Genomic DNA, 11912 nt, shown 5'->3' on the forward strand with positions numbered 1-11912 from the left:
ACGCGTCGGAGGGGGAGGACATGATGTGGCCATGACGTCCGACCAGGGCCCCGAGCGGCGCGCGCTCCTCGAGGGCCCCGGCGCCGCGATCTTCCGCGAGGTGGTCGAGGCCGGTGTGCTGGCCTCGGGCGACCCGCGGCTGGGCGAGGGCCACCCCGACCACGCCGCGCTGGCCCTCCTGATCGACCTGGGCCTGCTGCGGCGCGACGACGCCCTCAACGGCTGGGTCGCCGTCGACCCGGCCGGCGTGCAGCCCGGGGTGGTGGCGCCGCTGGGGCGCCAGGTGGTCGAGCTGCTGGACGAGACGACCGCCTGGGCGGACACGTTCGGGTCGCTCGGCCAGGCGTTCCGGCGTACGCCGACCGCGGGGAACCCGCTCACCGAGATCCGCGGCATCGCCGCGATCAACCGGTTCCTGGAGTCGGCCGTCGACGACGCCGAGCGGGAGCTGCTCACCGCCCAGCCGGCCGGCCCGCGGCGCACGGTGGCGCTGGAGATGGCCTCGGACCGGGACCGCCGGGCGCTCGCGCGCGGGGTCTCGATGCGCACGCTCTACCAGCACACCGCGCGGCGCAGCAAGGCGATGCGCGACTACGTCGAGCTGATGCGCAGCCTGGGCGCGCAGGTGCGCACCCTGGACGAGTTCTTCAACCGGCTGATCATCATCGACCGCCGGCTGGCGCTGATCCCGGGCGAGACCAACGAGACCGCGGTGGCGATCCACGACCACCACACGGTGACCTACCTCGCCGACCTCTTCGAGCGCTCCTGGGAGCGCGGTCGCGACTACGAGGGCCTCAGCACCGCCGGGGAGTCCGGCATTGCCGAGGAGGTCCGTCAACTGACGGTGCGCATGCTGACCGAGGGTCACAGCGACTCGGCCAGCGCCAAGCGTGTGGGGGTCAGCACGCGCACCTATGCGTCGTACGTCGCCGGGCTCAAGCAGGAGTTCAACGTGGACACACGCTTCCAGCTCGGCCTGGCCATGGGGACGAGGAGCTCGGAGCAGACCCCCGAGAGCGGATCGACTCAGAGCCCCTCGTCAGGTGCTACCTGAGGTCCCAGCCGGTGTCCTTGCTGGAGGTGGTGTGCGACGGAGCGGCGTCCGCGGGGGCGGAGACGCCGACCGACACGAGGCTGACCGCCAGCAGGACGGCGGCGACGGGCTTGGAGAAACGACGGAAGTTCATGGTTGGCATCCTTCTCAACTCGGGGCAAATCAAATGCTGCCCGCGCGGTGCCCTGGCTCACACCACGACAGGGCCTCATGGATGTGCATTGCACGATCATGCAGGTATGGCCGGGAACCTGGGTGAGCCTGTGAAGCCGGGAACGCAGAACCGCCCCGGACCCAGGGGGTCCGAGGCGGTGAGCCCGCGGAGGTGGCGGGATTTGAACCCGCGAGAGGGTTCAACCCTCAACCCGCTTAGCAGGCGGGCGCCATAGGCCACTAGGCGACACCTCCCGGTCGAGCAGGAGCAGGTTACCCACCCCGGCGTGCCGCAGGAAATCCGGCCCCGTCCTCAGCGCAGGCGGCGGTAGCCGTGCCCGCGGTCCAGGTGGGCCGAGATCGTGCGGGTCAGCTCCTCGGCGTCACCCTCGACGACGTCGACCGGGATGGTCGTCGTGCGCCCGTCGCGCAGACGCAGGACCACGCAGCGGCTCCCGGCCGTGGTGGTGGCCTGGAGGTCGAGGACGTCGGTCCACCGGGCCGAGCGAGCCTGGGCCGAGCGCAGGGCCCGGACGCGGTAGCCGTCCTCGGTCAGGCGCAGCACCCAGCGGCGCGGCCCGAGCAGCAGGCCGAGGCCGACCACGGCGAGCCCCGCCAGCACGACCAGCACCGTCGTCACGGCCGCGGGCAGGCCCACGACGGCCCCGAGCAGCACCGCGACCACGACGACCACCCCGACCGCGGTCAGGCCGGCCCCCAGCAGGCGCGCACGCAGCGCGGGGGCCAGGGCCCAGTCCTCCGGGCGGTCCGGGCCGGTGGCGGACGGGCCGGCCGAGGGGGATCCGGTGGCGGGGTCGGGCTGGGTCACCCCCCGATTAGACCCGTGGCGCGGCTGCCGTCCCAAATCCGCGGGCCGCTCCCGTCCCGGTCGACCCCGTCCCCCACGGGTCTTGTGGAGGCGTGGGCGCTGGGTCACACTCGTCGTCTCTCGGTCCGAGCGGTGACGCGGAAGGCGGTGGTCGCGGTGGGACCTGTCGAGTCGGCGGTGGTCGACCTGCGCCTGGCGCTGCGGTCCGAGGGTCCCGAGGCCGAGCGTCGGGGTCGGCTGCGCGCCGCCCTGGAGGACGTGCGCCGCGGCACCGCCGCCACCGTGACCCACGACGAGGCCTGGCTGGCCGCCAAGGACGACTGCGCGCGCCGGCAGGCGCGCCAGCTGCTCGCCCGCGTCTCGGCCCTGCTGGGGGCCGTGGACGCCGCCGACGAGGGGCCGCGGCGGATCTTCGCCGGCGCCGAGCGGCTCCTGGTCGACCTGGAGCACCACGTCCAGCGGCTGCACGACCTGGCCTACGACGAGGTGGAGCTGGAGCTCGGCGAGTCCGGCTGACCGACCAGGCAGTGGTCCGCGGCTGCATGATCGTGCAGGGCTGCGCGACCTCGCCCCGACCGTGCTGTCGTGGTGCGGCGGTGGCAGAGGGGGCGGGATTCGAACCCGCGGTGGGTCTCCCCACGACCGCTTTCAAGGCGGTTCCGATCGGCCGCTCCGGCACCCCTCCTCGGTCCCGAGGGACCGGTGGACGAGTGTAGTCGCGGCGCCGACTACATCCGGCGGTTGGCCAGCGAGGAGTTCGTGCGCCGCACCTCGGCCGTCCTGGACAGGTCCACGACCGCGTCGAGGACCTCCTCGCCCTCGCCGGCCTCCACGACGACGTCGCCGTCGGGCGCGACCACCATCGAGTGGCCGGCGTAGCGCGGCCCCGGCTGGCCGACGCCGACCACCCACACGGTGTTCTCGATCGCCCGGGCCCGCAGCAGCGTGCGCCAGTGCTCGACCTTGCGCTCGCCCGCGACCCAGGCGGCGGGCACGACCAGCACGTCGGCGCCACGATCGACCAGCAGCCGCGACAGCTCGGGGAACCGGACGTCGTAGCAGGTCATCAGGCCCAGCCGGACCCCGTCGAGCTCGGCGACCACCGGCTCGATCTCGGCAGCGCTGATGGTGTCGGACTCGCGGTAGCCGAAGGAGTCGTAGAGGTGGATCTTGCGGTACGCCGTCAGCCCACCACCCGCGCCGAGCACCAGGGTGTTGAGCGGTCGCGCCGGGTCCGGGGCGGTCTCGAACATGCCGGCGAGCCACGCGGTGCCGCCGGCGCCCAGCGACCGGACGCGGCCGGCGTACGCGCCGTCGAGGGGCTCCGCGTGCGGCGCCAGGTCGGACCCGGGCGGGCCGAAGTCGCGGGCCGAGGCCTCGGGGAGGACCACGAGGTCGACCTCGCCCGGTCGAGCGGCCAGGTCCTCGAGGGCGGCGAGGTTCTCCGCCCGGTCCAGCGAGGCGGCCCGCTGCACCAGCCGGACGCGCAGCCGACCCGCGGGGGCCGGCGGGTCGCCCCGTCGGGACACGTCGGCGTCCTGGTCGCGGTGGGGTGCGGGCTGCTCGGGTGCCATCCGTCCAGGGTGCCACCCCGGGGCGGCGCGCGGGAGCCGTCCCGGTGGGAGACTCCGGAGGTGCCGACGCCCCCCGACCCCGCTCCGGCGGCCGAGCTCGCCGCCGTGGTCCTCAGCGGCGGTCGGGCCGAGCGGCTCCAGGGGGCGGACAAGGCGACGCTCGACGTCGGTGGCGCGACCCTGCTCGAGCGCGTCCTGGCCGCGCTGGAGGAGGTCCCCGAGGTCGTCGTGGTGGGCGACCCGGTCCCGACCGCCCGGGCTGTCAGCTTCGCGCGCGAGGACCCGGTCGGTGGCGGGCCGGCCGCCGCGATCCTGGCGGGCGTGCGCGCCCTGCCCCGCACGCCGCGGCTGCTGGTCGTGATGGCCGTGGACACCCCGCTGGTGACCACCGCGACCGTCAGCCGGCTGCTGCTGTCCTCGGCCGAGCACGGGGCGTTGCTGGTCGACGAGGGCGGCCGGCGGCAGTACCTCTGCGCGGTCTACCTCACCGAGGCGCTGCTGGCCGCTGCGCCGGCGCGGGGCGAGGAGCACGGGCTCGCCGTACGCCGTCTCGTGGCCGACCTGGACCTCGCCGAGGTCCCGGCGCTGCCCTGGGAGGCCCGTGACGTCGACACCTGGGCCGACCTGTCGGCCGTCCGCGAGCGCCTGGACGGCTGAGCGGGACGCCCCCCCCCGAGCACAGACCCGGCCCGCGCCGTCCGAGGAGCGCGTGGGGGTGTTGCACGGTGGCTCGTCGTCGTCCGAGACTGGACGGGTGAACCTGCACGACTGGATCGACGAGCTCTGCGACGCGTTGGACATCGAGGTGGAGGTCGACGAGGCCGTGGTGCTGGACCTGGCCCGCGACGCCGCCCACGCCGTGGAGCGCCGGGCCGCCCCCGTCTCGACCTTCCTGCTGGGCTACGCCGCCGCCCGCTCCGACGGCGACCCCCAGGAGGTGGAGCGCCTCGCCGGGCTGGCCTCGGCGCTGGCCCTGCGGTGGGACCGCTCCCCGGACGAGCCCGACGCCCTCGACGCCCTCGACGAGGAGGACGACACGGTCGACGCGCTCGTCGACCCGGACCCCGCGGCCGGTCCCGTCGCCTGACCTCGACCGGCTGCCCGGTCCCCGCTGCGGGCGGGGCTCCGGTGGTCCGTCGTGCCCGCAGGCGGCTGGCTAGGGTGGCGGGCATGCGCGCTGTCACCGCTGCCCAGCCGGGCGGACCCGAGGCCCTGACCGTCGTCGAGCTCCCGGACCCGCACGCCGGTCCCGGCGAGGTCGTGATCGACGTCGTCGCCAGCGCGGTCAACCGCGCCGACACCCTCCAGCGGCAGGGCTTCTACCCGCCGCCGAAGGGCGCCTCCGACGTGCTCGGGCTCGAGTGCTCGGGCGTCGTGAGCCAGGTGGGCGAGGGCGTCGAGAACGTGAGCGTCGGCGACGAGGTCTGCGCGCTCCTCGCCGGTGGGGGGTACGCCGAGAAGGTGCTCGTGCCCGCCGGCCAGGTGATGCCGCTGCCGCCGGGCGTCGACCTCGAGACCGCCGCCGTGATCCCCGAGGTGGCCTGCACGGTCTGGTCCAACGTGTTCATGATCGCCCACCTCCAGCCCGGCGACACCCTGCTCGTGCACGGTGGCGCGGGCGGCATCGGCAACGTCGCGATCCAGCTCGGCGCCGCGCTCGGCGCCACCGTCCTGACCACCGCGGGCACGGCGGAGAAGCGCGAGCTGTGCGAGCGGCTCGGCGCGACGCGGGCGATCGACTACCACGAGGAGGACTTCGTCGAGGTGGTCCGCGAGCACGGTGGCGCCGACGTCATCCTGGACAACATGGGGGCGTCGTACCTCGACCGCAACGTCTCCGCGCTGGCCACCGAGGGCCGCCTGGTCGTGATCGGCATGCAGGGCGGCGCCAAGGGCGAGCTCGACCTGGGCAAGCTGCTGGGCAAGCGCGGCGCCGTCATCGCGACCTCGCTGCGGGCCCGCCCGGCCGAGGAGAAGGCGGCCATCTGCGCCGCCGTCGTCGAGCACGTGTGGCCGCTGATCGGCGAGGGCAAGGTGACCGCGTTCGTGCACGAGAAGGTGCCGTTCACCGAGGCAGGCCGGGCGCACGAGCTGATGGAGTCCGGCAGCCACACCGGCAAGATCCTGCTGTCGGTGCAGCCCCAGGTCTGAGGGACGCTGCCGGGCCCGTGGCTCGGTCGGCGGTGGTCGGTAGGGTCGGCTCCATGTCCTCTTCTGCGCCCACTCCCCACGACGGACCTCCCGGCGGCCAGGCAGGCCGGGGCGGGACCGGTGCCTCCGAGGAGGCCGACCACGTGCTCGTGATCGGTCCCGACGGCCAGCCCGTCGCCGTGCCCGCCCAGGCCGTCGACGGCGACGAGGAGGAGGGGGGCGAGCGCAACGTCGCCTCCCTGGTGGAGCAGCCGGCCAAGGTCATGCGGATCGGGCGGATGGTCCAGCAGCTGCTGGAGGAGGTGAAGTCGGCCCCGCTCGACGAGCCCGGGCGCACCCGCCTCGCGCAGGTCGTGCACACCTCCATCCAGGAGCTCAAGGACGGGCTGGCCCCCGAGCTCGACGAGGAGCTCGACCGGCTGATCCAGCCCTTCGACCAGGGCACCCCGACCGAGTCGGAGCTCCGGATCGCCCAGGCCCAGCTCGTGGGCTGGCTCGAGGGCCTGTTCCACGGGATCCAGACGGCGATCTACGCCCAGCAGATGGCGGCCCGCGGTCAGCTGGAGCAGATGCGGCGCGCGCTGCCCCCGGGGGCGGTGCCGCCCGGCGGTCAGCCCGGCCAGCACGGCCAGGCCGAGGAGGACGACGACCACCAGCACGGTCCCAACGGGATGTACCTCTAGGGACGCCCCCGCGACGGAGCCTCAGCCGTCGAGACCGGCCAGCAGCTCCTCCAGCACGACCGCGACGCCGTCCTGGTCGTGGTGCGGGGCGACCCGGTCGGCGGTCTCGAGCACGCTCGGGTGCGCGTTCTCCATGGCGTACGCCGTCCCGGCCCAGCTCAGCATCGGCAGGTCGTTGGGCATGTCGCCGAACGCCACCACCTCCGCGGCCGTGATCCCGAGGTCGTCGCAGAGCAGCTCCAGGGTGCTCGCCTTGGTGACCCCGGCCGCGCTGATCTCGAGCAGGGCGGTCGAGGAGGACCAGGTCACCGTGGCCAGGTCGCCCACGACGTCGCGGGCCCGGTCCCAGAAGTCCTGCGGGGTGAGCTCCTCGTGCCGGGCCAGCAGCTTGTACGCCGGTCGGTCCAGGATCTCGGCCAGCGGGCCGCGGCGGCTGGTCTCGGGCAGGGGGTAGCGCGGCATGAAGGTGTCGTCGACGTCCATCCCGCTCAGCGTCTCGATGGCGAAGCCCGAGCCGGGCACCGCCTCGCGGATGCGCCGCGCGACCTCGCGCAGGTCCTCGGTGAGCAGCGGCCGCTCGAGCCGGGCCCGGTCGGCGGCGACGTCCCACAGCAGCGCCCCGTTGGCCGCGATCGCCAGGCCGTGGCCGGCGACGTCGTCGAAGACGTGCGCGGCCCACCGCAGAGGGCGACCGGTGACGAAGACGACGACCAGCCCGGCCTGCTCGACCGCGCGCAGCGCGGCCCGGGACCGGGGCGTGATGGTGCCGTCGGAGTGCACCAGGGTGCCGTCGAGGTCGGTCGCGACCAGGCGCGGACGGACCGCGGCGTCGGACGCGCTCACGCGGGCTGGGGGCGGACCATCACCAGGTCGCCCTCCTCGGTGGTGCCGCGCAGCTGGGTGAAGCCGCAGCGGGCCAGCACCCGCAGGGAGGCGCTGTTGTCGGGGCGCACGCCGGCGCGCACGCGCACCCCGGCGGTGTCGGCGTGCCGCAGCAGGGCGGCCAGCGCCTCGCCGGCCACGCCGTGCCCGTGGGCGTCGTCGACCAGGCCGAAGCCGACCTCGACCTCGGGGACGTCGTCTTCGGCCGGGGCGGGGGCGCCGAAGAAGCCGATCGAGCCGACGACGAGGCCGTCGAAGCGCCGGGTGACGTGGCGTGGGCCCCAGCAGGCCTGCGGGTCGTCGGCCTTGACCAGGCTGACGGCGTCCTGGTCGTCACGACGGGGGTAGTCGGGGTGCCACGACGTACGCCGTCGCCCGGCCAGCATCCCGGCGGCGTCCTCCGGGCTGATCAGCCGCAGGGCCAGCCGGTCGGTGGTCACGGGGTCCGGCAGGGCCGGTCCGGGCGGGGAGGTCGGGGCCGGGTCGCTCACGGGAACCAGCGCCGCAGCTCGACGGCCGCGCCGTCGTCGTGCACCGAGTCGGTGGTGGCGTCGGCCGCCTCGTGGACCTCGGGCACGGCCTGGCCCATGGCCACCCCGCGCCCGGCCCAGCGCAGCATCTCGATGTCGTTGCGGCCGTCGCCGATGGCCAGGACGTCGTCGCTGGTCAGGCCCAGGTCGCGACAGACGTGGTCCAGGCCCGAGGCCTTCGAGACGCCGACCGGGGAGAGGTCGAGCCAGGCCGTCCAGCCCACGACGTAGTCGGTGCCGTGCAGGCCCAGGCGCCGGCCCAGGCTGACGAAGTCCTCGACCGAGGCCGAGGGGTCGCGGATGATCACGCGGCTCACGGGCTCGCCGACGATGTCCTCGATGGAGGCGGGGATCATCTCCCCGGACAGCTCGCCCTCGGGGAACGGGCGGCTGACTTTGTAGCCGACGCCGCGCTCCTCCACGGCCACCAGGGCCTCGGGGTGCTCGCGCAGGACCGCGGCCACGGCGTCGGAGGCGTCGAAGGTCTCCTCGTGCACGACCTCGAGGGGGGCGTAGCGGCACAGCACCGCGCCGTTGGAGGCCACGATCCAGACCGGGGAGTCGGGGTCGCGCGGCAGGCCGAGCAGGTCCGCGATCCCGGTCATGCCGTGCGGCGAGCGGCCGCTGGAGAGCACGACGTGGGCGCCGGCGTCCAGGACGGCCTGCACGGCCTCGTGGAGCACGGGCTCGATGCGCTCGTACGCCGCGCTGTCGACCCCCTCCTCCAGCCACTTCAGCAGGGTGCCGTCGATGTCGAGCGCGACCAGCTTGGGCTGCCAGCCCGGGGTCCCCGGCTCAGGCACCGGCGCCGCCCGCGTTCACGGGCAGCAGGACCTCGCGACCCTGCAGGTAGGGCTGCAGGGCGGCCGGGACCCGCACGGACCCGTCGGCCTGCTGGTGGGTCTCCAGCAGCGCCACGATGGCGCGGGTGATGGCCACCAGGGTGCCGTTCAGGGTCGCGACCGGACCGGTCTCGCTCTGGCCGCCCTCGGTCGCGAAGCGTCCCCGCACGTCCAGGCGGCGGGTCTGGAAGTCGGTGCAGTTCGAGGTCGAGGTCAGCTCGCGGTAGCGCTCCTGGCTGGGGATCCAGGCCTCGCAGTCGAACTTGCGCTGGGCCGAGAGACCCAGGTCGCCCGCGGCGACGTCGATCACCCGGTAGGACAGCTCGAGCTTGTCCAGGAACTCCATCTCCCAGGCCAGCAGGCGCTCGTGCTCGGCCGCCGCCTCCTCGAGCGTGGTGTAGGTGAACATCTCGACCTTGTCGAACCAGTGCACCCGGAAGATGCCGCGGGTGTCCTTGCCGTGCGACCCGGCCTCCTTGCGGAAGCAGGGGCTGAACGCGACGTAGCGGCGCGGCAGCGTGGCGGCGTCGAGGATCTCGTCGGAGTGGTACGCCGCGAGCGGCACCTCCGAGGTCCCGACCAGGTAGGTGTCCTGGCCCTCGATCCGGTAGACGTCGTCGGCGGCCTGGCCCAGGAAGCCGGTGCCCTCCATCGCGCGCGGCTTGACCAGCGCGGGCGGGATCATCGTGGTGAACCCGGCGGACCGGGCCTGGTCCATGGCCAGGTTGACCAGCGCCAGCTCGAGGTCGGCGCCGATGCCGACCAGGTAGTAGAACCGCGAGCCCGAGACCTTGGCCCCGCGCTCGACGTCGATGGCCCCCAGGATCCGGCCCAGCTCGAGGTGGTCGCGGGGGGTGAAGCCCTCGGCCTCGAAGTCGCGGCGGGTGCCGTGCTCCGAGCGCAGCGTGAAGTCCTCCTCGCCGCCCGCGGGTGCCGCGTCGGCGGCCGGGTTGGGGATCGCCAGGACGGCCTCGCGCCAGTCGGCCTCGGCCTGGCCCTGCGCGGCCTCGGCGGCCTTGACGTCGGCCGACAGCGTGCGCGTGCGGGTGAGCAGCTCGGCCTTCTCCTCGCCGGTCGCCTTCGGGATCAGCTTGCCCAGCGACTTCTGCTCGGCGCGCAGCTGCTCGAAGTCGGCGATCGCCGTGCGTCGGGCCGCGTCGGCCTCCAGCGCGCGGTCGACGACCTCGGGGGAGAGTCCACGCTTGGTCTGGGCGGCTCGGATCTGGTCGGGGTCCTCGCGGAGCAGTCGTGGGTCGATCACGGCCCGAGACTAGACGACGCGAGCGCACGAGGGCCGTCCGCTCCCGGCATACTTGCGCCCCGGACCACGAGGCACGAAGACGGGACTGTCAGGTGACTGAGCGTGACTGACGGAGCGCTGCGGCCGCGCCGGCTGAGGTGGGCGGGAGTGCTCCTCCTGCTCTTCGCGGTGCTCGGCGTCCTCGTCAAGACCGGCTGGGCCCCGCTCCAGCGGCTCGACACCGCGGTCGGGACCTGGCCCGAGTCGTTCACGCGCGCCCACCACGGCGCCTACCTGTTCTGGCACTACCTCGCGCTGGCCACCACGACGCTGCCCGAGACGATCGCGACGATCGTCGCCGCGGGGTTGCTGCTGTCCAAGGGGTACCGCCGCGCCGCGCTGTGGACCATCGGGGTGATGGTGACCGTCGCGGTGCTGACCTCGGCGCTCAAGGTGGGCATCGGGCGGGCCCGGCCGAAGTGGGACGACCCGGTGCAGGTGCTCACGTCGTACTCCTTCCCCTCGGGGCACTCCTCGGGGATCGCGGCCTCGATGGGCATCGCGATCGTGCTGGTGCACCTGCTCGTCCGCCGCCGCGGCGTACGCCGTGCCGTCACCGTCCTGGCCGTCGGGCTGGCGCTGCTGGTCGGCGCCGACCGGGTCTTCCTGGGGGTGCACAACCTCTCCGACGTGATCGCGGGCTACCTGCTCGGCGTCGGCGTGCTGCTCGTGTGGCTGGCGTTCTTCGACCCCACGCCGCGCTCGATCTCGACGCACCACGTCCCGCTGGCCGACGCCCTGCCCCACCGGCGCGGCACCCTCGGGGTGGTCCTGAACCCGATCAAGGTCGACGGTCCCGAGCAGTTCCGCACGCTGGTCGAGGCGATGGCCACCGACGCCGGGTTCGCCCGCGTGCGCTGGTGGGAGACCACGGTCGACGACACCGGCTACGGGATGGCCCACGAGGCGGCCGTCTCCGGTGCCGACCTGGTGCTCGCCGTCGGCGGCGACGGCACGATCCGGGCCGTGTGCGAGGAGCTCGCCGGCACCGGCGTCCCCGTGGGCATCGTCCCGGCCGGCACCGGCAACCTGCTCGCCCGCAACCTCGACATCCCGCTGCTGCTGCGCTCGGCGGTCGACGTGGGGCTGCACGGCCAGGACCGCGCCATCGACATGGTCGAGGTCAGCGGCGACAAGATGGACGACGCGACCTTCCTGGTGATGGCCGGCATGGGCTTCGACGCCGCGATCATGGAGGGCGTCAACGACGACATCAAGGCCAAGGTGGGCTGGCTGGCCTACGTCTTCTCGGCGTTCCGGTCGCTGATGTTCCCCGCGATCCGGGTCGAGGTCTCCGTCGACGGCGGGGAGTTCACCAAGCACCGCGCGCGCACCGTCGTGGTCGGCAACGTCGGCTCGCTCCAGGCCGGCATGCCGCTCCTGCCCGACGCGACCATCGACGACGGCCGCCTCGACGTGGTCCTGCTCTACCCCCGCCGGTTCCTGTCCTGGATCCCGCTCGCCATCCGGGTGCTGAGCAAGGACAAGCGCACCGACGAGCTGATCACCCGGATGACCGGCGCCGAGGTCGTCGTGCGCGCCCACTCCGACGCCCCCCGCCAGCTCGACGGCGACCTGATCGCCCCCGGCCGCGAGATCCGCGCCCGCTGCGTCCACGGCCGGCTGCTCGTCCGGGTGCCGCGGTAGGCGTACGGCGTACGGCCCGGGGCTGGGGCTGGGGCTGGGCGTCCGGGCGTACGGCGTCGTGGTGGTCTGGCCCGGGGTCCCGCTGGCGGACGGCCCCGCTGCGCGCTGCAAATGTCGCTCGAGGGGGCCGTGGGGTCACCCGGTGTCCCATGCGCCACATCCCCACGGGATCTCGATGCCTATGTGACCAGGATCAGCGTGCCGAGCCGTCACAGGCGACCCTGGTGCGACATTTGCAGAGCGCCCTCGGCCCGCAGACCCCGC

At 74.2% G+C, this 11912-nt stretch carries 14 protein-coding genes and 2 tRNA genes; 7 read left to right on the plus strand and 9 right to left on the minus strand.

The window, feature by feature from the left end; genetic code table 11:
- The first annotated feature begins 31 nt into the window (after positions 1-31).
- Positions 32-1057, plus strand: a complete 1026-nt coding sequence (locus ACYVDA_RS02320) for a LuxR family transcriptional regulator (RefSeq protein WP_460814605.1) — start codon at positions 32-34, stop codon at positions 1055-1057.
- Here ACYVDA_RS02320 and ACYVDA_RS02325 read toward each other — a convergent pair.
- The 3 genes from ACYVDA_RS02325 to ACYVDA_RS02335 all read right to left on the minus strand — a co-directional run bounded on the left by ACYVDA_RS02325 (position 1050) and on the right by ACYVDA_RS02335 (position 2039).
- The gene (locus tag ACYVDA_RS02325) at positions 1050-1190 is read right to left on the minus strand and encodes a hypothetical protein (RefSeq protein WP_460814607.1); all 141 of its coding nucleotides are present in this window, start codon (positions 1188-1190) and stop codon (positions 1050-1052) included. The two genes, ACYVDA_RS02320 and ACYVDA_RS02325, sit on opposite strands and share 8 nt — an antisense overlap.
- A 187-nt stretch (positions 1191-1377) precedes the next feature.
- A tRNA-Ser gene (locus tag ACYVDA_RS02330) sits at positions 1378-1465 on the minus strand.
- Positions 1466-1523: 58 nt separating this feature from the next.
- Positions 1524-2039, minus strand: a complete 516-nt coding sequence (locus ACYVDA_RS02335; protein WP_460814609.1) for a hypothetical protein — start codon at positions 2037-2039, stop codon at positions 1524-1526.
- A gap of 156 nt (positions 2040-2195) precedes the next feature.
- Between ACYVDA_RS02335 and ACYVDA_RS02340 the strand changes: the two genes are divergently transcribed.
- Complete coding sequence (locus tag ACYVDA_RS02340; protein ID WP_460814612.1) at positions 2196-2555, plus strand: hypothetical protein; 360 nt, start codon at positions 2196-2198, stop codon at positions 2553-2555.
- An 81-nt stretch (positions 2556-2636) separates the two neighbouring features.
- Here the strand turns inward: ACYVDA_RS02340 and ACYVDA_RS02345 are convergent.
- Together ACYVDA_RS02345 and ACYVDA_RS02350 are read right to left on the minus strand one after the other, a co-directional pair.
- Positions 2637-2724: transfer RNA gene (locus tag ACYVDA_RS02345), tRNA-Ser, on the minus strand.
- Positions 2725-2767: 43 nt separating this feature from the next.
- Entirely contained in the window at positions 2768-3613 is an 846-nt protein-coding gene (locus ACYVDA_RS02350) for a carbon-nitrogen hydrolase family protein (protein ID WP_460814616.1), read from the minus strand.
- A 60-nt stretch (positions 3614-3673) separates the two neighbouring features.
- Between ACYVDA_RS02350 and mobA the strand changes: the two genes are divergently transcribed.
- From mobA to ACYVDA_RS02370, 4 genes are all read left to right on the plus strand, one after another.
- Positions 3674-4270 (plus strand): molybdenum cofactor guanylyltransferase, encoded by a 597-nt coding sequence (mobA, locus tag ACYVDA_RS02355; RefSeq protein ID WP_460814619.1) that lies wholly within the window; start codon positions 3674-3676, stop codon positions 4268-4270.
- Positions 4271-4367: 97 nt separating this feature from the next.
- Positions 4368-4700 carry a DUF6457 domain-containing protein gene (locus ACYVDA_RS02360; RefSeq protein ID WP_460814622.1) on the plus strand — a complete coding sequence of 111 codons (333 nt, stop codon included), beginning with the start codon at positions 4368-4370 and terminating at the stop codon, positions 4698-4700.
- Between the two features lie 83 nt (positions 4701-4783).
- Positions 4784-5764 (plus strand): NAD(P)H-quinone oxidoreductase, encoded by a 981-nt coding sequence (locus tag ACYVDA_RS02365; protein ID WP_460814624.1) that lies wholly within the window; start codon positions 4784-4786, stop codon positions 5762-5764.
- A gap of 53 nt (positions 5765-5817) precedes the next feature.
- Positions 5818-6447: a bacterial proteasome activator family protein gene (locus ACYVDA_RS02370; protein WP_460814627.1), complete on the plus strand. Its 630-nt coding sequence runs from the start codon at positions 5818-5820 to the stop codon at positions 6445-6447.
- Positions 6448-6468: 21 nt separating this feature from the next.
- Here ACYVDA_RS02370 and ACYVDA_RS02375 read toward each other — a convergent pair whose 3' ends face one another.
- From ACYVDA_RS02375 to serS, 4 genes are read right to left on the minus strand one after another with little or no spacing between them, the layout of a single operon-like run.
- Positions 6469-7290, minus strand: coding sequence for an HAD family hydrolase (locus ACYVDA_RS02375; protein ID WP_460814629.1), 822 nt, complete (start codon positions 7288-7290; stop codon positions 6469-6471).
- A complete protein-coding gene (locus tag ACYVDA_RS02380) occupies positions 7287-7820 on the minus strand; it encodes a GNAT family N-acetyltransferase (protein WP_460814632.1) in 534 nt (177 codons plus the stop codon). Before ACYVDA_RS02380 ends, ACYVDA_RS02375 begins: the two co-directional genes overlap by 4 nt.
- Positions 7817-8662: an HAD family hydrolase gene (locus ACYVDA_RS02385; RefSeq protein ID WP_460814634.1), complete on the minus strand. Its 846-nt coding sequence runs from the start codon at positions 8660-8662 to the stop codon at positions 7817-7819. The genes ACYVDA_RS02380 and ACYVDA_RS02385 overlap by 4 nt, the downstream gene beginning before the upstream one ends.
- Complete coding sequence (gene serS, locus ACYVDA_RS02390) at positions 8655-9962, minus strand: serine--tRNA ligase (protein ID WP_460814638.1); 1308 nt, start codon at positions 9960-9962, stop codon at positions 8655-8657. Before serS ends, ACYVDA_RS02385 begins: the two co-directional genes overlap by 8 nt.
- A gap of 102 nt (positions 9963-10064) precedes the next feature.
- On the opposite strand from serS, the gene ACYVDA_RS02395 reads away from it, so the two are divergent.
- Positions 10065-11648 carry a bifunctional phosphatase PAP2/diacylglycerol kinase family protein gene (locus ACYVDA_RS02395; protein WP_460814640.1) on the plus strand — a complete coding sequence of 528 codons (1584 nt, stop codon included), beginning with the start codon at positions 10065-10067 and terminating at the stop codon, positions 11646-11648.
- Positions 11649-11912 lie beyond the last annotated feature (264 nt).

Source organism: Nocardioides korecus (assembly GCF_054778395.1).